General features: G+C 50.4%; 19 protein-coding genes. 9 read left to right on the forward strand and 10 right to left on the reverse strand.

The genetic code is table 11. The features are described 5' to 3' along the window. Window positions 1–82 precede the first annotated feature (82 nt). The 3 genes from H8K47_RS04330 (at window position 83) to H8K47_RS04340 (ending at window position 3,050) form a co-directional block, all read left to right on the forward strand. The gene (locus tag H8K47_RS04330) at window positions 83–553 is read left to right on the forward strand and encodes a DoxX family protein (RefSeq protein ID WP_186880187.1); all 471 of its coding nucleotides are present in this window, start codon (window positions 83–85) and stop codon (window positions 551–553) included. A gap of 284 nt (window positions 554–837) precedes the next feature. Beyond that, a complete protein-coding gene (locus tag H8K47_RS04335; RefSeq protein WP_186880188.1) occupies window positions 838–2,361 on the forward strand; it encodes an alpha/beta hydrolase family protein in 1,524 nt (507 codons plus the stop codon). Between the two features lie 14 nt (window positions 2,362–2,375). After that, the gene (locus H8K47_RS04340) at window positions 2,376–3,050 is read left to right on the forward strand and encodes an OmpW/AlkL family protein (RefSeq protein ID WP_186880189.1); all 675 of its coding nucleotides are present in this window, start codon (window positions 2,376–2,378) and stop codon (window positions 3,048–3,050) included. Window positions 3,051–3,169: 119 nt separating this feature from the next. Here H8K47_RS04340 and H8K47_RS04345 read toward each other — a convergent pair whose 3' ends face one another. Genes H8K47_RS04345 through H8K47_RS04355 form a run of 3 tightly spaced genes read right to left on the reverse strand, consistent with a single transcriptional unit; the run spans window position 3,170 to window position 5,345 of the window. Further along, window positions 3,170–4,141, reverse strand: coding sequence for a GGDEF domain-containing protein (locus H8K47_RS04345; RefSeq protein ID WP_230405010.1), 972 nt, complete (start codon window positions 4,139–4,141; stop codon window positions 3,170–3,172). 38 nt (window positions 4,142–4,179) lie between these two features. Next, entirely contained in the window at window positions 4,180–5,028 is an 849-nt protein-coding gene (locus H8K47_RS04350) for an HDOD domain-containing protein (RefSeq protein WP_186880190.1), read from the reverse strand. Next, window positions 5,025–5,345 (reverse strand): hypothetical protein, encoded by a 321-nt coding sequence (locus H8K47_RS04355; protein ID WP_186880191.1) that lies wholly within the window; start codon window positions 5,343–5,345, stop codon window positions 5,025–5,027. Before H8K47_RS04355 ends, H8K47_RS04350 begins: the two co-directional genes overlap by 4 nt. 393 nt (window positions 5,346–5,738) lie before the next feature. Between H8K47_RS04355 and H8K47_RS04360 the strand changes: the two genes are divergently transcribed. Together H8K47_RS04360 and H8K47_RS04365 are read left to right on the forward strand one after the other, a co-directional pair. Next, entirely contained in the window at window positions 5,739–6,398 is a 660-nt protein-coding gene (locus tag H8K47_RS04360) for a DUF1345 domain-containing protein (RefSeq protein ID WP_186880192.1), read from the forward strand. A gap of 106 nt (window positions 6,399–6,504) precedes the next feature. After that, the gene (locus H8K47_RS04365) at window positions 6,505–7,743 is read left to right on the forward strand and encodes a nucleoside recognition domain-containing protein (protein ID WP_186880193.1); all 1,239 of its coding nucleotides are present in this window, start codon (window positions 6,505–6,507) and stop codon (window positions 7,741–7,743) included. 47 nt (window positions 7,744–7,790) lie between these two features. Here H8K47_RS04365 and H8K47_RS04370 read toward each other — a convergent pair whose 3' ends face one another. Then, window positions 7,791–9,554: a M14 family metallopeptidase gene (locus H8K47_RS04370; RefSeq protein WP_186880194.1), complete on the reverse strand. Its 1,764-nt coding sequence runs from the start codon at window positions 9,552–9,554 to the stop codon at window positions 7,791–7,793. Between the two features lie 125 nt (window positions 9,555–9,679). After that, on the reverse strand, window positions 9,680–11,002 hold the full coding sequence (locus tag H8K47_RS04375) for a TRZ/ATZ family hydrolase (RefSeq protein WP_186880195.1): 1,323 nt from the start codon (window positions 11,000–11,002) through the stop codon (window positions 9,680–9,682). Between the two features lie 167 nt (window positions 11,003–11,169). On the opposite strand from H8K47_RS04375, the gene maiA reads away from it, so the two are divergent. Next, entirely contained in the window at window positions 11,170–11,829 is a 660-nt protein-coding gene (gene maiA / locus H8K47_RS04380) for a maleylacetoacetate isomerase (protein ID WP_186880196.1), read from the forward strand. 71 nt (window positions 11,830–11,900) lie between these two features. Here the strand turns inward: maiA and H8K47_RS04385 are convergent, their stop codons facing one another. Then, a complete protein-coding gene (locus H8K47_RS04385) occupies window positions 11,901–12,557 on the reverse strand; it encodes a response regulator (protein ID WP_186880197.1) in 657 nt (218 codons plus the stop codon). 628 nt (window positions 12,558–13,185) lie between these two features. Here H8K47_RS04385 and H8K47_RS04390 point away from each other — a divergent pair. Continuing rightward, window positions 13,186–15,330 carry a PAS domain S-box protein gene (locus tag H8K47_RS04390; RefSeq protein WP_186880198.1) on the forward strand — a complete coding sequence of 715 codons (2,145 nt, stop codon included), beginning with the start codon at window positions 13,186–13,188 and terminating at the stop codon, window positions 15,328–15,330. A 171-nt stretch (window positions 15,331–15,501) separates the two neighbouring features. After that, window positions 15,502–17,772, forward strand: a complete 2,271-nt coding sequence (locus tag H8K47_RS04395) for a TonB-dependent receptor plug domain-containing protein (protein ID WP_186880199.1) — start codon at window positions 15,502–15,504, stop codon at window positions 17,770–17,772. Between the two features lie 66 nt (window positions 17,773–17,838). Here H8K47_RS04395 and H8K47_RS04400 read toward each other — a convergent pair whose 3' ends face one another. Then, window positions 17,839–18,327 (reverse strand): pilin, encoded by a 489-nt coding sequence (locus H8K47_RS04400; RefSeq protein WP_186880200.1) that lies wholly within the window; start codon window positions 18,325–18,327, stop codon window positions 17,839–17,841. Between the two features lie 117 nt (window positions 18,328–18,444). Next, the gene (locus tag H8K47_RS04405) at window positions 18,445–19,353 is read right to left on the reverse strand and encodes a LysR substrate-binding domain-containing protein (RefSeq protein ID WP_186880201.1); all 909 of its coding nucleotides are present in this window, start codon (window positions 19,351–19,353) and stop codon (window positions 18,445–18,447) included. Window positions 19,354–19,451: 98 nt separating this feature from the next. Here H8K47_RS04405 and H8K47_RS04410 point away from each other — a divergent pair, with 98 nt between their 5' ends. Continuing rightward, window positions 19,452–20,423 (forward strand): DMT family transporter, encoded by a 972-nt coding sequence (locus tag H8K47_RS04410; RefSeq protein ID WP_186880202.1) that lies wholly within the window; start codon window positions 19,452–19,454, stop codon window positions 20,421–20,423. Window positions 20,424–20,471: 48 nt separating this feature from the next. Here the strand turns inward: H8K47_RS04410 and H8K47_RS04415 are convergent, their stop codons facing one another. Both H8K47_RS04415 and fghA read right to left on the reverse strand, forming a co-directional pair. Then, window positions 20,472–22,304: an AMP-dependent synthetase/ligase gene (locus H8K47_RS04415; protein WP_186880203.1), complete on the reverse strand. Its 1,833-nt coding sequence runs from the start codon at window positions 22,302–22,304 to the stop codon at window positions 20,472–20,474. Window positions 22,305–22,435: 131 nt separating this feature from the next. Beyond that, a complete protein-coding gene (gene fghA, locus H8K47_RS04420) occupies window positions 22,436–23,278 on the reverse strand; it encodes an S-formylglutathione hydrolase (protein ID WP_186880204.1) in 843 nt (280 codons plus the stop codon). Window position 23,279 lies beyond the last annotated feature (1 nt).

Here is a 23,279-nt window from a genome sequence, read left to right on the forward strand (position 1 = left end):
TTTGCTGTGGCGGAGCGTGATAACTGTTTGCTGCCAAGGCAGTCAGAACAGATGCGAATTCAGATAGAAAACGGAATACATCATGAATATCATTCAATTTGCTGCCGGGCTGGAGTATGAAATCGGGAATCGCATGCAGCGATGGGTGCAGCCCCTGGCCTTGCTCGCATTGCGTTGTTTTGTGGCCTGGCAATTTTTAAAGGCGGGACTGTTGAAGGTGCAAGACTGGGCGTTGACTCTGTCCTTGTTCCGGGAAGAATATCAGGTGCCCTTGCTGCCACCTGAGCTGGCGGCATTGCTGGGCAGTGGCGGAGAATTGATACTGCCTCTGTTTTTGATAGCAGGCCTGTTTTGCCGTCCTGCAGCATGTGGATTGCTAATGGTGAACCTGATGGCAGTGATATCGTATCCGGTATTGTGGACTTTCGATTGTCCAGCTGCAATTCGAGATCACTTCTATTGGGGCGGTATCCTGCTTTTATTGGTCGTGGTAGGGGCTGGACGTCTGAGCATGGACGTGTACTTCAAATCACTCACTTCCAGATCAAACTAAATTGACCATTCCATCGATACTAACCTGACCCTGGCTTCACCAGGGCTGGCATTGATTTTTTTGTGCGCAGGTCTATAATGCGCATCCCTTTCCAAAGGTCAATGCCGAATGTGGGTAAAGAATAATTTAAGAGTGTTTACTCTAGATTTATATTTAAATCTATTCAGCTATTTGACCTGATGAGATACTTCATGTGAGTTTTTAGAACGCTCGTGCCATTACATGGCAAAAAACAAGCGTGCGCTTCTTGTGACTTACAAACATAATTCTTACAGGAGACAACAATGCGTCAACATTCCGCAATGCTGACACTGGTATCCGCTGCAGTTTTATCTGCTTGCGGTGGCAGTGGCACCCCAGGCCCAGCCGTCGATAATTCGATGACACGCGGTACTCTGGTAGCAAACCCACCGAATTTGGTCCCTATTCCTCAGGCAAGTGGTCCTGCTTTGACTAAGCTTGATCCAGTTGTCTTTAAAGGTATGCTGGAAGCTGCGAAGCCAGGTTTTACCCAGGTAACTGGCGTACCGAAGTGTGAAATTTCCACTTACTACATGAAATACATTACCGTTGGTGGCGCGAACGAACCTACCAACGCGACTGGTGCGATCATGGTTCCTTCAGGTAGCGACCCGGCCTGTACCGGCCCACGTCCGGTTCTGTTGTATGCACATGGTACAACGGTCGATAAGTCATTTAACATGGCTAATCTTCGCGATAATCAGGAAGCCACGATGGTTGCTGCGATGTATGCGGCACAAGGCTTCATCGTAGTTGCGTCTAACTATGCAGGTTACGACGTCTCCTCACTGAGCTACCATCCTTATCTGAACGCGGAACAACAAGCCAATGATATGGTCGATTCCCTGCGTGCTGCACGCAAGGCGTTCCCGGTGATTGGTGCGCAAGACTCCGGCAAGCTGGTACTGACTGGCTATTCGCAAGGTGGTCACGTTGCGATGGCAACCCAACGCGCGATGCAAACAACCTATGCTTCTGAATTCAAAGTCAGTGCCTTGGCTGGTATGTCCGGCCCGTATGCGCTGGCGATGTTGGGTGATGCTGTATTTGGTGGTGCCCCTAATGCGGGCGGCACTATATTTACACCTATGCTGACGACTAGCTTCCAGAAATCTTATGGTGGCATTTATGCGTCACCAAGCGATATCTATGAAGATAAATATGCGAGCGGCATCGAATCTTTGCTGCCAGGTAATTTGAGTATGGGCGAGTTGTTTACGTCGGGTAAATTGCCACAACTGGCGATGTTTGCAGCAGATTCACAACCAGCGGCAAAACCAGGATTTGAAGCTTTCTTTGGTGCAGGAAATCTGGTCAAAACCAGCTATCGCAATGCTTATGTCGCTGATTTGGCAGCTAATCGTTGTGACTTGAATCCTGCAGATCCACTGAACTGTGCTCCTGCGAATGCACTGCGTAAAGCTGGTGTCAAGAATGACTTGCGTAATTACGTCCCTCAAGTGCCAACTATGCTGTGCGGTGGCAAAGACGATCCAACTGTATTCTTCATCAGTACACAAGCAACAGCTGGCTATTTCCTTGCAAAAGGCCTGCCTTCTGCTGCGCTGACAGTGCTGGATGTGGACTCTGCACCGGCAGGGGTCAGTGATCCATTTGCGGCTGCTAAAGTCGGATTTGCGCAGACAAAACAGGCAGCGATTACAGCTGCAATCAATGCGAAGCAGGATCCGAAACAAGCAATCGCCAGTGCTTATCATGGCACTTTAGTTCCACCATTCTGCAACGCTGCAGCACGTGGCTTCTTCCAACAAGTTTTGGCTAAATAAGCGCGGAGATCAAAATGATGAAAACTAAATTGGCTGCGGCCGCTTTGTTTGCTCTCGCTTCCAGCTCTGCGTTTGCTTACGACTATACTGTGCGTGGTGGTGTGATTGGCATCAACATTCACTCAGAATCGCCTGACTTTACCAGCAATGGACCTGCATTTCTGACACCTCAGCCTGCAGGTTTGACGGTTGGCAATGCGAAAACACTGATGTTTGGCCTGTCTAAAAAACTCAACGATAACTTTGAGCTGGATTTTGTGGCTGGCTTGCCGCCAGAGCATGAGGTCTATGGTCGTGGCGTATTGGCACCATACGGTGTGATTGCACGCGTGAAGCAACGCGCACCAACGGTATTTGTGAACTACAAGTTTGGCGCGCCGAGCTCAAATTTCCGTCCTTTTGTTGGTCTTGGTATCAATTACACACAATTCTTTGATGCCAACACAACGCCTTTAAATGATATCGCTGTAGGTGGACCAACGAAACTGAATCTGACAAGTTCGTTCGGTCTGGCGGCTCAGCTTGGTGCGACTTATCAGTTGAACGAGCGCTGGTCTGTGACTGCTTCTGTGGCGACAGCTAAAGTGAAAACAGATTTGACAGCTATTACAGGTAGTATTGAACGTAAAACCACGGTTGACTTCAAGCCTGTTGTGGTTGCAGTCGGTGTTGGTTATAGCTTCTGGTAATACCAGTCCTGATCCATAAGAATAAAAGCCCCGGATACGCATGCTCGTATCCGGGGCTTTTTGTTTTCGTTTGTTATCTCACGCAGATCTTGCGCATTGATAACTAGTTAGTCGTATGCTTATAAAGCAACCTGATTGCGTCCCGCTTCTTTCGCGCGGTACAAGGCTTGATCCGCGGCCTCAATGAGGGCGCTGTAGTCTTGCTCTTCACTCAGCGTCGCAACGCCAAATGAGCCGGTAATGTGCGGCAGTGCCTTATTGTGCTCGTGGAATACCCTTGCCTTAGCCAGCCGGTTACACAGCCTTTGTGCTACCGTATGGGCTTGTTTTTGCGCCGTTCCAGGTAAGATGACCATCATTTCCTCGCCACCGTAGCGGGCTGCAAAGTCAGTTGGCCTGAGTCCTGCATTTAATACCTTGGCCGCGGTTTGCAGCGCATCGTCACCCAGTACGTGTCCATAAGTATCGTTGAAGCGCTTAAAGTGATCGAGGTCGACCAGTATGATGCTGAGCGGTGTAGCGCTGGCCTGTGCCTGTTGCACCAGCGCGGGCAACTGGCTGTTGAGCCAGGCTCGGTTATGTAATCCGGTCAGACCATCAACCATTGATAACTGGCGATAGAATTCACCTACCTTCTGGCGACTGCGTATCTGCGCATTGGCTGCACGTATGCGGAATGACAACAGTTGCAGCAGATTCCTGGCGACGCCATTGGATTCTTCAATCAGGCGCCACATCGTTTCTGCCTCAATCACCAGTAATTCACTGTCCTGTATCGCTGTTACAGTAGCAGAGTGGGTTTCTTCATCCAGCACCGATAACTCGCCTACGCATTCCCCTGGAAGGTATTGGGTGATGGTGTTTTCGATGTGATTATTATCGTCGTTGAGTTTGCTGATACCGAGTGCGCCTTGCAGCACGACATACAATCGGGAGCCCGAGCTGTGGGCATCCAGTACGATTTGCCCCGTTCTGGCACTGACTACTGCACAGTGACTCAGTATGTGGCGGATCAGGGACAAGTTTTGTTCAGAAATATCGCGGAATAACTGTATATCTTCGACCCGGTAATGTGTTTGGCTAAAAACCATTAACTGTTCCAACATTGATTTATCAAGATACATAGTACTCACAAAAAAATTTGATTCAGTGCTTCACAGCGCATTTCCGTTTCACGAAAAATGCCCATGCATTCTTTCTCGTCCAGAGCTAGCGTATCCCAAGCGTGCTGAGACAGCAAGGGGACTGCATCATTTTCCTGGCCATTCAGATCCAGTGCATGCACCATACTATTGGCTACATGGATGACCGAGGCAAGGGGGTGAACGTCTTCCAGGTCTGGCTGGTGATGTCCGCGTATCGCGTCCTGTACTGCTTCTGCGAAGTGCCAGTGTTGAGCCAGTGTTAGCCCGGCTTCGACATGATTGGTGTTTAAGATGCTATTTTCTGCGTCAATCAACGCACAATCCAGTGTGAGCCTGGTTTGAATGACCTTCGCATAAGCGGATGGATTATGGGTCACCAGCACCAGTCGTCCTATGTCGTGTAACAGTCCGGCAGTGAACGCAAAGTCATGCTTCATATGCAGGGTACGCGAAATCAGTTCGGCACAGACGGCTGTGGCTGTGCTATGTCTCCAGAATGAACGAAAATCAAAGCCCGGGCAAGTAACAGCAGGAAATTGACGTGACATCACCGACGTGCGTATCACACTCTTGACATTTCTGACGCCCAGTAATGCGGTTGCTTGCTGTATGGTGACGACTCTGGAGTTGGTGCCGAAATGGGATGAGTTTGCAAGTCGCAGAATTTTTGCTGTGATGGCTTGATCCATTGCGATTTTTTCATTCACGCTGTCCAGGCTGGTTTCATCGTTGCCGAGATCAGCGAGTAACTCCTGAGCCACCTCGGGTAAAGTAGGCAAATCACGAATATGACGAATGATTTCACTCATGGCTGTCGTTTCAGTACCGCTCATGATGTGAGTCCTTCGCGATAGTGCACGATGAATTGCCTGAGCGTTTGCATCGCCCCCTCGTTACTGGCATGTCTGAACAGATAATCGATGCGTTTCAGCTGGCGTTGCAATTCTTCGACATCAATGATTTGCTCACCTGCGTCAGAGACTACGCTGAGTAAATGGACATCATGGTGGGCAATGGACTTGATCGTGGCATCACTCAGGGTAACACCTGCTGGCAGTAACACATGCCCCATTTTATCGAGCAGGTCATGCGCCAGTACCATGCCTGCTTCCAGCTTAGTCAGTGGGAGATAGCGACTTTGCTTGCTCATGGTTTTACCTCCGTCTTTCCGGGGCGCGTTGCTGCATGCTGGATCAAATTTTGTATCAGATTGCGAGTGCTGAGTTGGACAGATTTTTATTGCAAACTATAAATACCAGCATATATGACAATCTTCACAATGCCTAGCCCCAATTATGTGCAATTTGTTATGATCTGCTGTGGATCGGAATGAAGGGAAATTGTTCCGGCAAGGCGAAAAAAAGCCTGTGGTGTTGTGGAATGCGTCACTGGAAAGCGATGTTTGTTTCGATAGCAGGCAATATGCTGGCTGAAACCCTGGCTACTCTTCGGCGACGAAGGCAGTACATATGTCACGACAAGGGACGTAACGCCGCTGGAGTGGTTTTGGGTAAGTCACGGTAAATAGAAAACAGGGAAGACGATGCATATTTGGACCGCATTGCGGAAAATCAGGCGGCCACGCTTAGTGCTGGCTATATTTTTGGGTATGTTGAGCATCGCGCTATGGCCACAGCACTGGCGTATATCGACCCGTGTCATGCTTAGCTGGGATGTTGCAGTATGGACTTATCTGGTATTGATGGGGTGGATGATGTCACGTGCCAGGCCAGAGCAAGTGATGGAGATGGCCGAGAAAGAAGATGAAAGTGCGGTCGCAATTCTGACTCTTATTTCTGTGTGCGCCACCATCAGCCTGGCCGCGATTGTGATTGAACTTGCCGGGATACAGGGCGCACCGGCTGATGTGAAAATATTTCATTATGTGCTGACGGGCCTGACGGTACTAGGCGCGTGGGCCCTGGTCGCTGTGGTATTTAGCTTTCACTACGCGTTATTGTTTTACAGTTCACCGGAGCTGCAACGTGCATTGAAATTTCCTGATCAGGAATGTACTCCCGATTTTTGGGATTTTCTGTACTTTTCTTTTACCATCGCGGTTGCTGCGCAGACTTCTGATGTCAGTGTGATGTGTGGCAGTGCACGTAAAACTGTATTGTTTCAGTCTGTGCTGAGTTTTTTCTTTAATGTGGCAGTGTTGGGGTTTTCGATTAATATCGCGGCCAGTCTAGTCAGCGCCTGACAGTGGCATTGCGCAGGCTGGATTATTCTGTTATCTCTCGATATGTCTTTTTTGCGATCTATGTATTGATGCGTACACTGATCAACAATATTTTTCTTGTGAACGCATGCTACTTAACTATATTTGGATCAGCTTTTTTCTGATCAGTTTTCTTGCTGCTCTGCTGCAATTCCTCGTGTTCGGCGATGTTGACGTTTTTAAACGCATTATGGACGGCACGTTTGAATCTGCACGCATGGGTGTGATGGACATCGCATTGCCGTTGGCGGGGGTGATGACGCTGTGGCTGGGCATCATGAATATCGGAGAAAAAGCCGGCGCAATACAGTTTTTCGCACGTATCATAGGTCCATTTTTTTCACGGATTTTCCCTGGCGTCCCTGCCGATCATCCGGCCAACGGACATATGGTCATGAACTTTTCGGCGAATTTACTGGGGCTGGATAATGCTGCCACGCCATTTGGTCTGAAGGCAATGGAAAGCCTGCAAACGCTTAATCCAAATAAAGATGAGGCGACCGATGCGCAGATTATGTTCCTGGTATTGCATACATCTGGCCTGACCCTGATACCTTTGGCTATCATGGCGCAGCGAGCTATCCTGGGGGCGCAGAATCCGTCGGATATTTTCATACCTTGCCTGATCGCTACCTACGTTGCAACGATAGTTGGTCTGATCGCCGTCGCGATTTTTCAGCGCATCAATCTACTAAACCGGGTGGTACTGGGGTGGCTGGGTGGCATCAGTGCTGCCATCGTCAGTTTAGTCTGGTACATGAGCCATTTCATGAGCCGGACCGAGATCGAAGTTTTCTCTAAAGTCAGCAGCAATCTTTTGCTGTTTTCTATCATCGTTGCCTTCATACTGGGTGCGATGCGGAAGAAAGTGAACGTCTATGACGCGTTTATTGAAGGTGCAAAAGGCGGAATGCAAACTTCACTGACTATCATTCCCTATCTGGTCGGCATGCTGGTGGCTATCGGTGTGTTACGTAATGCGGGCGTACTGGGTATGCTGGTGTCCGGCTTTACCTGGCTGTTTTCGCAACTGGGAGTGAATACCGATTTCACTTCCGCTTTGCCGACTGCTTTAATGAAACCGTTCAGCAGCAGTGGTTCACGTGCATTGATGGTGGATGCGATGAAAACCTATGGTGTTGATTCCTTTGTCGGGCGGCTGACTTGTATTTTTCAGGGTTCGGCAGATACGACTTTCTATATCGTTGCACTGTATTTCGGATCGGTAGGGATACGTAAGACACGCTATGCGATTTCTGTCGGCCTGATCGCCGATATGGCTGGCGTGATTGCGGCGATTTTTGTCGCCTATTTGTTTTTCCATTGAACAGAACCACTCGGCAGCCATCATGGTGATGGCTGCTGACTTTAGACTTATTTGGGAATGATGCTGGTTTTGTAGACTGGATATTGCTGGTAATTCTGATCCCAGGAGCTGTGGCGTTTGGCGAAAAACTCCAGCCGCGCTGCCGGATTTTTGGCGAAGGCCGGATCAGACTTCAATTTTTGCGCAAATTCTTTTTTCAGTTCCGGATCTGCCGCCAGTTGCTCTCTGGCGACGTCTTCCGCTACATAGGCTTCCATGTACTCTTTTTGCTCAAAGGCGTTATTGAACATGCCCCAGTTGACCAATGCATCTGCTGAGGCGGGTTCGAATAATGTGGCAACCAAAGCGGACTTCGGTTGGGCCGATGGGATGAATAATGAGGCTTTGCCAAAATTAGCGGTCGCTGTTTTCCATTCGCCCTGTAGCTTCAATTGCTGATGTGACTCAAAGGACGAAGCGGAAAATTTTGCCTGACTGGCTTGAAAGCGTTCCACCGTCACATCGTTGAGCGCTGTGCTCAGCGACTGGAATTGGATGCCATGTAGCCTGAGTTTTTCCAGTACTGGTTTGGCATAGGCAGCAGGTACCAGATAACCTCCGGCGGGCAGTTGTATCTGTGTATCCGGGATAATCTCATCACGTAGTTTGACTTTCCATAGCTGCGGTTTGCTTTCGTCGTAGCGCGTCATCAGTGCGCCTGAAATGTCAGACATGGTACGCGTATAAGCATAGCCACGGAAATTGATTTGTTTATAGTTCTCTGTCGTTTTGTAAGTGAGCGGTAGCTTGTTGCCTGCAGCATTGACAGCACGTAAATCAGCTTGCTCGGCAATTTTTTTCCAATCATTGCCATGACGCGCAACCTGATCGAGGATGGCGTAAATACTGTTTTTTGTGATTTTTACCCGGGTTGCATACTCTTTCCAGGAATGGGTTTCGACCAGGATGCCAAAGCGATTTCTCAACAGAAAATAGCCGCCGGAAAAGCGCGCGCCTGGAACACCATCGATAAAGCCTGATTGCGGATCATCTTCTTCTGCAAAAGACATGTAGAACGGCTGTGGCAAAGAACCATTTTTCTCCAGATCCGCAATGACACTGTCACGTAATGCTTTACCGCTGCGTCGCAATTCTGCGTCGCCCGCATTCACAGGTTCGACCTGAACCGATATATCGTGTTCGAATTTCGCGCCATCTGTCACATGTAAATCCGCACTGACCAGCGGGTCCCAGACATTAATTAACCTGAGCATAGCTTGCATCTCAGGCGCGTCAGCCTTGATGTAGTCACGGTTTAAATTAAAGTTTTGCGCGGTGGTGCGCCATCCCATTTCTTCGGGGCCACGCTGATTAGGACGATTCCATTTGCCAAAACGCTCGTGTCCATCGACATTAAACACCGGTACGAATAACAAGACCTGCTTATCGAGCAGATCGCTACCCGGATTTTGTGCGAGTAATTCTTTAATCGCTAAGAAGCCAGCATCTTTGCCATCGATTTCACCCGCGTGTATGCCTGCCTGTATCAGTGTGACCGGGATTTGTTTTTCTTTGACAGCTAGCGGTGTCAGGGCGCCGGTCTTGGTCACCAGCATCGCCAGCATAGGCCGTCCTTCAGGACTGCGGCCAAATTCCTGGCAACGTACAAATTTAGGATAATTTTTTTGGAAATTCCGGCACAGGGTTTCTACTTCATCGTAGCGTCCGGTTTTCTGAAATTGCGACTTTTCTGCGAGTGTGGTGATGTTTTCAGCGGCACTTGCTGTGCCGCCGGTCAGGAGACTGGCAATCAGGAAGGACAGTAATTTCATGGCTGAGCCTGGTGATGATGAGAACATAGATCGCCAAAGCAAATCCTCGCATGGAGGTGTGAATTGTTAGCGATCCGCAATCTTACAGCAGGCTCAGACCCTGCAAACCGTTCTTGGTTCCCAGTTCAGGCGGCGTCGATGTTAGCGACGATTTTTTGTTGCCACCACCTTGCAGTATCCAATAACTGCTGGCTGTCCAGGCTGGTCAATACGCGTTCTCGCATCAGGCAGCGTCCATTGACCCAGGTGTGGGTTACCTGTTCACGTCCTGCCGCATAGACAATTTGCGATGCAGGATCGAACATAGGTTGCGTCTCTATCGTGTCGAGATCAATCGCAATCAGATCTGCGCGTTTACCAGGCAGCAGACTACCGATTTGACTGTCCAGACCCAGTGCCCGGGCACCCGCTAAAGTCGCCATTTCCAGTGCTTTGTGCGCATGCAAGGCAGTCGGGTCACCGGATTGGGCTTTCGCCAGTATGGCTGCCAGACGCAGATCTCCGAGCAGATCCAGTTTGTTGTTGCTGGCTGCGCCATCCGTGCCTATACCCACATTCACGCCTTGTCGCTGCATGGCGTGGAGGCTCGCAAAGCCAGAAGCCAGTTTTAGATTGCTGGCCGGATTATGCGCGATATGTACGCCTTGGCGCGCCAATAATGCGATTTCATCGTCAGTGGTATGCACCATATGCGCCGCGATCAGATTGGGTGAAAGCAGGCCAAGCTGATGCAAACGTTCCAGCGGACGTTTGCCATGTTGCTCTAGGCTGCCTTGAATTTCTTCTTGGGTTTCATGAATGTGGCAATGGATGCCCATGCCATGCTGTTCTGCCAGTGCGATAATTTTGCGGAAGGTCGTATCGGCCACGGTATAAGGCGCATGCGGAGCCAGCCGGAAATCGACCCCTTCTTGTCCGGCAAATTGCTGATGCGCCGCCAGTGCTTTCTCCAGATAATCATCGGCATTGTTACCATAACCGGTAGGGAACTCCAGAATACTGCAACCGACCACAGTGCGCATACCGCTGGCTAATCCGGCACGCGCCACGGCGTCATGGTGGAAATACATATCATTGACAGTGGTGGTGCCGCCTCTGAGCATTTCTGCGATTGCGAAGCTGGTGCCATCGAACACAAATTGGTCGGACACATGTTTTTTTTCTGCCGGCCAGATGTGGTGATTTAGCCAGTCCATCAACGCCAGATCATCGGCCAGTCCGCGCAACAGACTCATCGCGGAGTGGGCATGCAAATTCACCATACCTGGCATGATGCAGTGCTTGCTGAGTTCTACATGTTCTGCATCCGGATAGCGTAGCCGCACTTCATCGCTAGGCGCAATTTCACGGATATCGCTTCCTTCGATTACGAGTGCATGCTGCTGCAGCACAACTCCTGCGGGTTCGACAGGGATCAGGTAGTGGGGATGGAGGCAGGTAAGAGTCATAACGAATACTTTCAGTTGTTTGCCGGATTATATCGGGAATAGTACTTTCTTGAAGGAAGCTGTTTCCCGAACCGGATTCGCTTGTAAAACCGGTGAGTAGCTGTTTGCGCATGTAAAATGCGGCATGAGTTGAAATAATCCATGTTTATTGTTTGTCAGGAGAAAAGATGAAACTGTATGGTTACTTCAGAAGCTCGGCTTCTTACCGGGTGCGAATTGCATTAAACCTCAAAGGATTGGACTACGAGCATGTGGGCGTACATCTGGTCAAACATGGTGGAGAACATTTGTCTGAAGCCTTCCGCGCGATCAATCCTGAAGCTTTAGTGCCAGCGCTGACTGATGCCGAGGAAGGGGGGGGGCTGGTGTTGAGCCAGTCATTGGCCATTCTGGAGTATCTGGATGAAAAATATCCTCAATATCCATTGCTGCCAAAAGATTTAGGCTTGCGTGCTCAAGTCAGAGCTTTCGCACTGTCCATTGCCTGTGAGATACATCCGGTCAATAATTTGCGTATCTTGAAATATCTGAGTCAGACTTTGGGGGTGACAGAGGAACAGAAAAATGCCTGGTATCGGCATTGGTGTGAAGTAGGTTTGTTTGCTTTAGAGAAAAAATTGTCGCGGGATAATGCCAGATATGCATTTTGCTTTGGCGATGAACCGGGTTATGCAGATTGCTTACTGGTACCGCAAATATATAATGCGCAACGTTTCCAGTGTGATTTATCCCAGGTGCCTGAATTGATGCGTATCAATCAAAATTGTCTGGAACATCCGGCATTTATCAAGGCACACCCCAGTAAGCAAGCTGATGCCGACGCTTGAGGTTGCTGTAAAACGATGAGCGCAGATTGTAAATTCTGGGCTTAGTTACTAAAGGCGGTGTCGCTCCGCCTTTAGTTGGGCTGGCCTGACGCACGATTGTCCGTGTTGAGCGCTTCGTTCAGCACGGAAATTAGCAGAGAGCGAGTGAGTTTAGATTTTGTGGTGTAACCATCGATTGCAAACTGATGGTGTACGGTTTGCTCTGGAGCATTTCCTGGTTGACCGGTACGCAATACAATTTTGAGGCTGCTGCGATTGAGTTCGCCACGGATGGCCTCTACCAGCTTCAAACCTGCATCGACGGTTTCCATTACTACGTCAAGCAATAGCAGTGCAATGTCAAGTTCTGTTTCCAGAACTTGACGTGCTTCTTTTGCTGAGTAGGCGTGCAGAAAATACAGTGGGCGACCATGAATTCTGACGCCGGACAGGGCTAGCAGCGTCGTTTCGTGCACATTGACATCGTCGTCTGTAATCAGAATTTTCCAAGGGTGCACTTCTGTTTTTGGAGCAATATCCTGATGCTCTTCATCCAGGAAATGAATCACGTCATCATCTGATTCGCAATTGGATGTATTTTCGCTCAAAGAATACGCAGATAACGCAGATAACGCAGATAACGCAGAAAAAGCGTTTGCAAAGACGGAATTCAGATTGGTATTGACGCCCATCGCGATCACCTGATCGCGCATAATCAAGCCGGGCAATTTACTGTGTAACTGCTTCATCAGTGTTCTCCCTGTTGCTTGGATTGTCATCTACTTTCTAATCTTATGTGAAGCCAACTTGTTTATCAAGATTAGACATGGAAAATCCTGAGAGAGTTTACATGTAAATGAGGGCTTGCGTTTGATTTTTTTCCAATATGTAACTTCCTCTGGTGTACCATGAAGCATGATAGGCATAGTCTGAATGCGTAAGGATTCAAGCGAGTGGCTGGTTTTTAGTTCGAAAAAATAGGGTAATCATTCAAAGGCAGGAGGGGTGTTGGTGTCAGCGCATTTTCTAGTCTTCATTCTTTTGCTTCACAGCATGATGCTTATTTGCATGCTGAGTATTTTTCATGAGAAACACTTCAATCCAAATCATTGTCTGACGCCTGCATCCATGCGATGGACTGGCTTTTTTTTGCTTGTTTCAGCGTTGGGTGCCAGTGTTTTCCTTTCACTCTCCACTAGCCAGCCGTCAGATGGATTGCCCCTGCTTTTTATGGGCATGTCGTTGGCATTTTCATTTTATTTGCTTCATAAAAATTTCACCGCTGCAATTCATCGTTGGGTGCTGGCAGGTATTGCTGGCGACCTGATTTGCGTATTACTTGTTTTGTCGGATGTGACTGTAACAGTGCCAAGTCCAATGCTGATCTTGCGTGCTGCTTTGCAAGCTTTGTTGATCAGGGATGTGTTACGACGAGATCAAATCCAGCCGGGCGTGCTGTTAAATTCCTTGCCGGAAGGTATTTATCGGTCGATGTTTTATTCAGCGCCAGATGCATTGTTGGTCCATTTGCAGGATGGTCGTTGCATAGACTGGAATGCATGTTGGGAACAGCTTAACGGAGGTGTGGCGTCTACCTTGCAGGAGGAATCTGCTATTTTTGATATCTGGGTGGATGTGTCGCAATACCGAACTCAGATGAATTTATTGCGGACTGGGCAGTCTTCAGTATCCTGCGATCTGGAAATGAAAAATCCTGCGGGTGAAATCATTCCGGTAGGCATTACTTTGCGTCAGGTTGAGCGTGAGGGGACGCACTATTTTCTGCTCACTTTGCGGGATCGCCGTGCGCTGATACAAGCGGAAAAGGAGCGCGATCAGGTCGTTAAGGCGTTGGCGCAACGTGAGAAAGTGTTGTCTACGGTGTTTCAGCTGGTACCAGACACGTTGACCATCACACGTATGGAAAACGGACAATACATGGATGTGAACCGCAACTGGGAACCTTTGTCCGGATACTCAAGAGAAGAGGCGATAGGGCGCAGCTCTGCAGAACTGAATTTATGGCAGGATTTTTCTCAGCGCGATCAGTTAATACAGCGTATCAACCATGATGGTGAGGCGCGCAATATGCAAATCGCATTCCGCCACAAAAATGGACGTATCTCGCAATGTCTGGTGTCGGGATCGCGCTTTGATATGGATGGCAGCGCTTACCTTTTATTGAGTTCCCGTAGTATTGATGCCGAGTTGCGAGTTGAAAGTGCACGACAGGAAGCTGAACAATTATTGCGTGAGAGTGAGCGCCAGTACGCTGATTTGTTTCAGATGTCACCGGTACCGCTGGTGCTATTGCAAGTGAGGAGCTGGCAAGTCCAAAAACTCAATGATGCCTGGTACCGGGAGTTTTATGGTGACGCGGTAAGGGATGGGCATGACGGTGTGTGGCGGCAACAGTTTAAGACTGACTTTGCGCCGATGCTAATGTTGCTGGAGCAACTAAGCCTGCAGCGTAGCTTGGAGCAGACCGAGATGTCGGTCACCGGGCTTGGTACAACACACAGAATCTGCCGTATGTCAGCTCGCTTTTTGGATCCGGATGCGTCCTTACTGATTGTAGCCCTGATGGATGTGACGCAGCAGGTCAAGGTGGAAAAAGAAATTCGGGAACTCAGCGCCCAATTGGAAAGACGCGTGGTGTTGCGTACGCGTAAGCTGGAGCAGGCGAATCAGGAACTCGCGAAGGCGATGGAAGATCTGCGCTATACCCAGGCTGATCTGGTGCGCTCTGAAAAAATGGCAGCATTGGGTTCTTTGGTTGCAGGTGTTGCGCATGAATTGAACACCCCATTGGGGAATAGCGTAACCGTCGCCAGTACCTTGCAGGATAAAGTGCATGAATTAATGCTAGAGCTGGATTCCGGCAAATTAAAGCGCTCAGGCATGAAATTGTTTATGGAATCTTACCTGGAAGGCTTAGATCTCTTAATGCGTAATTTAGAGTTTGCGCGCGATCTGATCGGTAGTTTCAAACAAGTTGCGGCGGATCAATCCAGTAATCAAAGGCGACAGTTTGAACTGTCACGAGTCCTTGAAGAAGTCGTAGTGACACTCACGCCGTTGTATAAGAAAACTGGATTTCATCTCGATTGCACACTGCAGCCAGGCATTGCTATGGATAGTTACCCTGGTCCGCTGGGGCAGATTTTGACTAATTTTGTGACCAATTCTTTACTGCACGGATTCGATGGCAAAACCACGGGCAGGATGCTTGTGCGATGCAACGAGCTAGATGCTGATTTTGTAGAGATTCAGTTCAGTGATGATGGTGTAGGCATGACCGAGTCAGTTCAAAAGAAAGTGTTTGACCCATTTTTCACGACTAAGCTTGGACATGGCGGCTCTGGCTTGGGTATGCATATTGTCTATAACCTCGTTACCCAGGTATTGGGCGGCGACATTGAGCTTAGCAGTCAGCCCGGGCAAGGTGTGCTATTTACGCTGAGGCTGCCGCGCATTGCGCCGGATCTGGCTGTGCCGCAGGATGATCAGGTAGCAGGCTGATTAGCGGGGTCATAACAAAACGATACAAATCCGCTGCGAAATGACGCTTACAGGCTGAACTTTATTGCGTAGCACAAGTCTGAGTTGGAGCTTACAGCATGTGGTATGCGTGGATCGATAGTCCACTTACCTTGTCTGCTGAATTTTCCAATGTCCAACACTCATCATTCCATGAAATCAAAAGATGTCTTGCCAGGTTTTCCCCTGCACGTATTGAGCATGTCTGTATTACTGGCTGTTCAGGCACAAGCCTATGCACAGCAAACCACGCAGCCGCAGCAAAGCGTGCTCAGTGAAGAGAGTAAAAAGCCTGAAGTGAAAAAAGCTGTGCCTAAAGATAGTGCTGGCGGTATTCAGAAAGTGGAAGTGCAGGGTGCGCGCCAATATGACGAGCGGCGTCAGGATACGGCAACCAAGATTGTGGTGACGCAGGAGGATATCGTACGCTACGGCGATACCACGGTGGGTGATGTGCTCAAGCGCTTGCCCGGCGTAACCATAGGCGGTGTACAGGGACGTGGCGGTGATATTCGTATGCGTGGGCTTGGTTCCGGCTATACCCAGATTTTGTTGAATGGTGAGCCTAGCCCGCCCGGATTTTCGCTGGATTCTATCTCGCCGGATCTGATCGAACGAATAGAAATTATCCGCGCGGCTACTGCAGAACTCAGCACTCAGGCCATTGCCGGCGCGATTAACATCGTATTGAAACGCGCTGTGCAAACTGCTCAACGTGAAATCAAATTCGGTGCTCAGGTGGATGGCGGCAAATATGGCGAAAATCTGAACTTTCAGACTTCTGATAAAGCCGGACGTATGTCGTATTCGATATCCGGTAATGTGACACATGGCCAGTATGAACGTCCTACCGTCACTGACTACGTGGTGCGTGATGCAAATGGAAAAATCACCGGACAGCAGCATACTGATTTGCTGGGTTGGGGTACTTTTAACGGTATCGGTTTTTCGCCGCGTGTGAACTGGAGTCTGGAAAACGGCGACACCATCACGACCCAGAGCTTTATCAATGCTAATCGTTTTTCGGGACATAATAAGGAAGTGACCGCTACCTCAGTCGGTTTGCCGCCTTCTTATCAGAGCGATATGCAGGCCGTAAATTCTGATTTCGCCATGCTGCGTACCAATCTGAACTGGATACATAAGCTGGCAGACAGCGCCAAGCTGGATATCAAATTTGGACTGAACTATAACAAGCGTACGTCGGATGTGGATTTGATCGGCTACGGTTCCAATCAGACTCAGATACTGGACCGTCGGTCATTATTCGATGGCATAGGTAAAGGCTTGACGACCAGTGGTAAATACTCTGCCCCTTTCGTTGAGGATCATGCCTTTGTGCTGGGCTGGGATGCGGAATACAGCAAGCGCAGCGAGAATCGTCAGCAGACCGATATCGTGAGCGCAGATCCGGTCACCAATATCACCTTGAAGCCGATTAATCTGAATGAAGACTATAACGCGACTGTCAGTCGTCTGGCTTTATTTGCGCAAGATGAATGGAGTATCAATAAACAGTGGTCGCTCTATGCAGGTTTGCGTTGGGAAGGTCTGGATACCAAGAGTGTAGGTAGTACCTATGCTGAGGTGAGTAACCGCTCCAGCGTTTGGAGCCCGATTTTGCAAACTTTATGGAAGCTGCCAGGCAGTAAAAATGATCAGGTCAGACTGGGCCTGACCAGAACTTATAAAGCCCCTGATACCAGCCAGTTAGTGCCGCGCCGCTTTATTTCCACCGACAATAAGCAAACCAATCCGGACACCACTGGTAATCCGGCGCTCAAGCCTGAACTCGCATGGGGTCTGGATTTTGCGTTCGAACATTACCTGCCTGAAGGCGGGATGCTGAGTGCTTCGGTGTATATGCGTAAGATCAATGACATCGTCATTACCAAACTCGATTTCCTGGATGGCCGCTGGGTTTCCATGCCGGTCAATCAGGGGGCTGCAACGACTAAAGGTGTGGAGCTGGAAGCTAAGTTTCCCTTGCGTTCAGTCATGGAGAATGCGCCATCACTGGATTTCCGTGCCAATGTCTCGTTCAACTGGTCGGATCTGAATTCCGTGCCGGGTCCGAATAACCGCCTTGATTCACAGACTCCGGTCAGTGCCAATGTAGGTGCCGACTATAAGCTGGATAAACTGCCTGTGACGCTGGGTTTGAATTATGGTTATCAGGGTGCAGGTCCGGTTCAGATCTCTGCAGTACAAAGCCGTTATTCGACACCAAAGCGCGTAGTGGATGTGTACGGTCTGTGGAAGTTTGATGCGAAAACCAGCTTACGGATTTCGCTGTCGAATGTGCTGCATCAGGATAATGTGTCGTCCAATTCCTATATTGCGCCACAAGGCGGTACGATCGTACAGACTGCAACAAATCCTACCACTGTCGTAGCACGTGCGATGTTTGAACATAAATTTTGAATTAGTTAGGGCTTGTTAACAAAAAAACCGGACAGTTTAGTCCGGTTTTTTTGTCGGCGTCTCTGACTAAGGCGTTTTTCGTCGGCAGATAGTGGGCAGGTATTCGGCAGGAATGGAGGTCTTATTGTTGCCGTAGATGCTCATCTTTCCCGGTGCTTCAGCATTGCCGCAGACCCAGGTCACCGGTACCTGGTGGGTGTCATTCACCACTGCCGGGCGCAGACTCAGTGTTCTGCCCTTGATGGCATTGCTGGCGCGATTGCCGAACACGATGTGTATTGCGCCATTTTCCACCGTGACGCTGCTGATGAAATTATTCACGATCTTATCGGCGGCCGGTAATCCTGCCGCTGCATTGTCTGCCGGAAAATCCTTTTCGCTGAGCCAGGCCAGCTCGCTGGGCTTTTTGGCGATATCTGCCAGCGGGACAGAACTGTCTACTTGCTCACGAACTACTTTGTACAAATACGACGGTAGTGCCATCGCACCCAGAATGGCGATGATGGCGACCACGGCCATTAATTCAAGCAAGGAAAAACCAGCATTTTTTTTCATAAATTGAGATTTTGTATGTGCGCAGCATGATGCGGATTGTTTTTGCCACAGAGAAAAATAAAGCCATGCCAATATAAGCAAAAAACCGTCTCATGCCAACTGTGTGCAGCCAAATGCTCAGGCCGGACTGTGTTCTTCGTTTCCGCTCTGACTCAGATAGTGGAATAGCTGAGCCGCCTGGGGAGATAAATTTCCCAGGCTGTATACGCATAAACGTAATTCCCGGCTGGCCCATGGATCGTCGAGGTAGATGAGTTTGGCATCAAGTTCTTTGGCATGCCTTTGGGCGGTAATTTCCGGTAGCATCGCGATGCCTGCCTCCTGTGCCACCAGCTGTGCCTGAGCATAGAAGCTGGGAGCCCGGACGCGGATTTTGAGTGGTCTGCCATGTTGCATCGCTATGCCCTCGATAAATCCTTGTATGGCCCTTTCCTTGGGAAGTCCGATGAAATAGTAGGCGAGCGCATCACGTAACAGGCAATGTTGACGGCTGGCTAGCGGGTGCTGTGTCGAAACCAGTAACACGAGACGAAAATGGCGAAACGGAACTGAGTACAGGGTTTCCGGTACCAGATTGCCATCCAGGACACCGATATCGGCTTCTTTGTCCTGCACCGCTGCCAGAATCTGACGGCTGCTTTTCTCTTCCAACTGTAAATCGATTTCCGGGTAATCGGCCAGAAATGGGCCAAGTGCAGCTGGCAAATAGGTATTGTTGGCAACCGTGGTGGCCGCCAGTCGCAGTTTGATTCTGCGTTGCCCGGACAGGTCTTGTAAGGTGCGTTGCAGTTGCTCCGTTTCGGCCAGTATCCGCCTGGCTTGCTCAAGCACGATTTTGCCCGCAGGTGTTGCGCTCATGCCGGCACTGTCACGTTTAAACAGGATCAGCGCATGACGCTCTTCGAACTGGCGCAGGCGATTGCTGGCGGCTGATAAGGCGAGTGGAAATTCGGCCGCCGCCCGGCTCAGACTGCCACTGTCCGCGATCGCAATGATCAGGCGCAGATCGATAAGATTAAGTTGCATGATTTCTCCAATGACGAAGGCTTCCTGCGTAAATGAGGAATTTTAAGATATTTTCCTTCGTGTAAAAATAAGTCTTACGCATTATTTCATCACTTACTATGCCTGCCTTTTATTCATTCTGGACTCGCATCAGCCGTGACGGCCGTTTGTATGCGGTCTTGTCAGCCGCTGGTTTTGCCCTGAAAGCCATCTTCGTCAAACTCGGCTATGCCGCCGGTGCGCAGGATGCGATCAGCTTACTCGCACTGCGCATGGGCTTTGCGCTGCCTTTATTTTTGCTGCTGTTATTGTTGAGCCGTGAACCGAGGCAAGTCAGGCTTACGCTGGCTGATTGTGGGCGGGTCTGGATACTGGCTTTGCTGGGGTACTACTTGTCCAGCCTGTTTGATTTCTATGGTTTGCAGAGCATCAGTTCCAATCTGGAGCGCGTGATTTTGTATGTCTATCCAACGCTGGTACTGGTGTTTCAGGCACTGCTGCTACGGCGCTGGCCGCAGCGCACGACAGTGCAGGCTATGCTGATCTGTTATGCCGGTTTATTGATCGCCTTCATACATGACCTGTTGCAAAGTGCTCACGGGCATGAAGTGGTGACGGGTTCGCTGTGGGTGTTTGCCAGTGCGGTCACGTATGCCATGTATTACATCGGTACCGGGCAAGTGGTGCAGCGCATAGGTTCTATGCGTCTGACCGGACTGGCGGGCTGTGCTTCCTGTGTATTGGTGTTGCTACATTTTGTCGGGACTGGCCAGTCTGCGACGGTATTACAGTTGCCCGCTGCGGTCTGGGGATATGGCGCACTGATGGCACTGTTTTCAACTGCATTGCCGGTGTATTGGATGGCACTTGCTATTCGTCAGTTGGGAGCGACGCAAGCTGCCGCGATAGGCAGTCTGGGGCCGGTGCTGACCTTGTTTGCTTCCTGGCTGATGCTGGGGGAAGCTGTGTCGCTATGGCAGATTGCCGGCTTGGCGCTGGTTATTGTGGGTGTCGCGAGACTGAAACCAAAGCAGGATGTGGATGTGGCGCCGGACGGTTCTGCGGTATCCGCCGTCAAGTCCGCAAGCTAAGTATGATGAAGCCGGGTGCAACTGATAGCACCCGGCATTTCTTTGCGTTTAGCGACCTTTGTACAGTGCTTCAACCTGCGGTGCAAAATGCGCGGCGAGATTATTGCGCTTGAGTTTCAGCGTTGGCGTGAGCAGAGAATTTTCTACTGACCACGGCGTCAGCGTCACGATTACCCCGCGTGGCTGTGCGTAATACGGGAAGCTGGTGGTCAGTTCACGGATACGCTTGAGTATCAATGCGCGTGCCTTGCTTGCTTCTTCGCTGTCCGTTGCGCAGGCACCGATGCCGGCTTTGGTCAGGGTTTGCTGCCAATAAGCCTGGGTGACAACAACTGAGCAGGCGATGAAAGGACGGTTATCACCAAACACATACGCCTGTTCATAGCCTGCATCCGCGAGGATGGCCTGTTCCAGATCGACCGGCGCGATTTTTTCACCAGTCGAGGTCACGATGATTTCTTTCACACGACCCAGGATACGGATGCGACCACTGGCTTCCACCGCCGCCTGATCGCCGGTTTTGAGCCAGCCATCATCAAACACTTTGGCGGTATCTTCAGGTCGGTTCCAGTAGCCACGCATGATGCTGGGGCCGCGTACCTGCAATTCTTTGTTGTCACCGATGCGAACTTCTACACCTTCTAAAGCAGCACCCACGCTGGTTGGGTCAGTATTGAGCGGGATATTGGCCGCAATCACTGGTGAGGTTTCTGTCATGCCATAGCCTTGGGCAACCGGTATGCCCAGCCCCAAAAAGGTTTGTGCCACATGCTGCGACAGCGCGGCGCCGCCACTCACGGCCAGTCTTAATCTGCCGCCAAACTGGGTGCGCAGTTTGCCGGCTATCAGCTTGTCCAGCAATGGCCACAGGCAGCGCTCGGTCAGGCTCAGGCGATTGCTTGTCTGTACCCCATCGTGCTGCTGACTATAACGTTTCCAGCCTATGCTGCAGGCTTGACGGAATAACCAGGATTTCAGCACAGAGGCGCTGACATCGCCTTCAATTTTAGCCAGTACCCGTTCATAAATGCGTGGCACCGAGACCAGGATGGTAGGTTGCATGGTACGCATATCTTCCGGCAAGTCTTTGACCGAACGCGCAAATGCAACGCAGCAGCCACCGGCAATCGGGGTGTAATAGCCGGCGGTGCGTTCAAAAGTATGTGACAGCGGCAGGAAGGATAGAAACACGTCGCTTTCAAACGGGGTCACGCGTAGCAGTACCGCTTTGACGTTAGCCATCACATTGCGATGGGTGAGCATCACACCTTTTGGTTTGCCGGTTGTGCCAGAGGTGTATACCAAACCGGCCAGATCTTCTTCATCCGGGAAAGGCCAGCTGGTTGATGGAAATTGTTCCGCCGCTTTCAACCAGTCTGCCAGGGTACTGATACGGGTTTGCGCATCTGCCGGACTGCTGCTGACTGATGCTGCGGTAATCACCACTTGTTGTAAGTCGGGCAGCGCGTAGCCCGCGTCACGGATTGCTTCCCACTGTTTCTGAGACTCGGCGATCAGCATGCTGGCGGCGCTGTCAGCCAGAATAAACGCAATACTCTCAGGATTGTCCAGTGCATGCATCGGTACCGGTACATGGCCCAAAGCCAGTGTGGCCTGATCTGCGCAGACGGTATCGAGGCCATTCGGTAGCAAAATGCCGATACGGGCACCTTTGCTGAACTGCATAGCCGCCATCGCGCGACTGAACTGGCTGACCAGGCGGCCTGCATCAGCCCAGCTGTAGGTTACCCATGTTGCGGTTTGTGCGTCAAATTGACGATAGGCATCAGCGCCTGGTGTTTTCTGTACTCGCCATTGTAATAACTCAGGAAGTGTTTTCAGGGCCTGTACTTCCGGAGAGATGGCTTGAATCTTAAGCATAGAACGACCTTGTTAGACGATAGAGCCGTATTATCGCAGTATTCTTTACATTATTGATTGATGTGGATACTTGACATGCGATTGGGTTCTTAGCAAAAAAACGCAAGAAATCGTTCCGATCCAGTGGCAACTTAAGCACTGAGGCGTTCGTAATGAAAGCGCAGATGATCTTCGATTACGCTGGCGATGAAGTAGTAGCCATGATCGTAGCCCATGTGTCGCCGCAGAGTCAGTGGCTGAGCGGCTTGCAGACAGGCTTGTTCTAAGCGTTCAGGATGCAGTTGCGTTGCCAGGAACTGATCCGATAAGCCCTGGTCGATCAGTATGCCTGCAGGGAAGGGTGTTTGCCGTTCGCGCATCAGGCAGCTTGCATCATACTGCTCCCAGCTCTGACGGTCTGGTCCCAGATAAGCCTGAAAAGCTTTTTCACCCCATGGGCAATCGGTGGGCGCACAAATCGGTGCAATCGCAGACACTGAGCGGAACAGCGCAGGCTGGCGCAAGGCAGTCACCAGTGCGCCGTGACCGCCCATGGAGTGACCCATGATGCCGGTTTGTGTCGCAATGACCGGTAAGTGCTGATTGACCAGCGCATGCAATTCCGTCAGATAGCTTTGCATGCGGTAGTGCGTGGCCCAGCGCTGCTGGCTGGCATCCAGATAAAAACCTGCGCCCAGCCCCAGATCCCAATGCTCGGCCTCACCAGCCACACCGGCGCCGCGCGGGCTGGTGTCGGGGCAAATCAACGCCAGTCCCAGTTGAGCGGCGATACGCTGCGCACCGGCCTTGATCATGAAAGTCTCTTCTGTACAGGTCAGTCCCGCCAGATAGAACAGGGCGGGCACGGCTGCAGTCTGCGCCTGCGGCGGCAGGTAGACCGAAAACCGCATAGGCAATCCTATCGCCTGCGATGCATGGCGGTAAAACCGTTGTACACCGCCAAAACACAGGTGTTCACTGATCAGTTCAGACATC

The sequence above is a fragment of the Cognatundibacterium rugosum genome (assembly GCF_014284365.1).
GTDB classification, from domain to species: Bacteria; Pseudomonadota; Gammaproteobacteria; order Burkholderiales; family Burkholderiaceae_D; genus Undibacterium; species Undibacterium rugosum.

What these genes read in the sequence shown, in the direction of transcription:
- H8K47_RS04365 (WP_186880193.1), top strand. Translation starts at nt 6,505, where the DNA reads ATGCTACTTAACTATATTTGGATCAGCTTTTTTCTGATCAGTTTTCTT.
- H8K47_RS04415 (WP_186880203.1), bottom strand. Translation starts at nt 22,304, where the DNA reads ATGCTTAAGATTCAAGCCATCTCTCCGGAAGTACAGGCCCTGAAAACA.
- H8K47_RS04340 (WP_186880189.1), top strand. Translation starts at nt 2,376, where the DNA reads ATGATGAAAACTAAATTGGCTGCGGCCGCTTTGTTTGCTCTCGCTTCC.
- H8K47_RS04385 (WP_186880197.1), bottom strand. Translation starts at nt 12,557, where the DNA reads ATGAAGCAGTTACACAGTAAATTGCCCGGCTTGATTATGCGCGATCAG.
- H8K47_RS04335 (WP_186880188.1), top strand. Translation starts at nt 838, where the DNA reads ATGCGTCAACATTCCGCAATGCTGACACTGGTATCCGCTGCAGTTTTA.
- H8K47_RS04405 (WP_186880201.1), bottom strand. Translation starts at nt 19,353, where the DNA reads ATGCAACTTAATCTTATCGATCTGCGCCTGATCATTGCGATCGCGGAC.
- H8K47_RS04360 (WP_186880192.1), top strand. Translation starts at nt 5,739, where the DNA reads ATGCATATTTGGACCGCATTGCGGAAAATCAGGCGGCCACGCTTAGTG.
- H8K47_RS04330 (WP_186880187.1), top strand. Translation starts at nt 83, where the DNA reads ATGAATATCATTCAATTTGCTGCCGGGCTGGAGTATGAAATCGGGAAT.
- H8K47_RS04355 (WP_186880191.1), bottom strand. Translation starts at nt 5,345, where the DNA reads ATGAGCAAGCAAAGTCGCTATCTCCCACTGACTAAGCTGGAAGCAGGC.
- H8K47_RS04410 (WP_186880202.1), top strand. Translation starts at nt 19,452, where the DNA reads ATGCCTGCCTTTTATTCATTCTGGACTCGCATCAGCCGTGACGGCCGT.
- H8K47_RS04345 (WP_230405010.1), bottom strand. Translation starts at nt 4,141, where the DNA reads ATGGTTTTTAGCCAAACACATTACCGGGTCGAAGATATACAGTTATTC.
- H8K47_RS04400 (WP_186880200.1), bottom strand. Translation starts at nt 18,327, where the DNA reads ATGAAAAAAAATGCTGGTTTTTCCTTGCTTGAATTAATGGCCGTGGTC.
- H8K47_RS04395 (WP_186880199.1), top strand. Translation starts at nt 15,502, where the DNA reads ATGAAATCAAAAGATGTCTTGCCAGGTTTTCCCCTGCACGTATTGAGC.
- H8K47_RS04370 (WP_186880194.1), bottom strand. Translation starts at nt 9,554, where the DNA reads ATGAAATTACTGTCCTTCCTGATTGCCAGTCTCCTGACCGGCGGCACA.
- fghA (WP_186880204.1), bottom strand. Translation starts at nt 23,278, where the DNA reads ATGTCTGAACTGATCAGTGAACACCTGTGTTTTGGCGGTGTACAACGG.
- H8K47_RS04390 (WP_186880198.1), top strand. Translation starts at nt 13,186, where the DNA reads ATGCTGATCTTGCGTGCTGCTTTGCAAGCTTTGTTGATCAGGGATGTG.
- H8K47_RS04350 (WP_186880190.1), bottom strand. Translation starts at nt 5,028, where the DNA reads ATGAGCGGTACTGAAACGACAGCCATGAGTGAAATCATTCGTCATATT.
- maiA (WP_186880196.1), top strand. Translation starts at nt 11,170, where the DNA reads ATGAAACTGTATGGTTACTTCAGAAGCTCGGCTTCTTACCGGGTGCGA.
- H8K47_RS04375 (WP_186880195.1), bottom strand. Translation starts at nt 11,002, where the DNA reads ATGACTCTTACCTGCCTCCATCCCCACTACCTGATCCCTGTCGAACCC.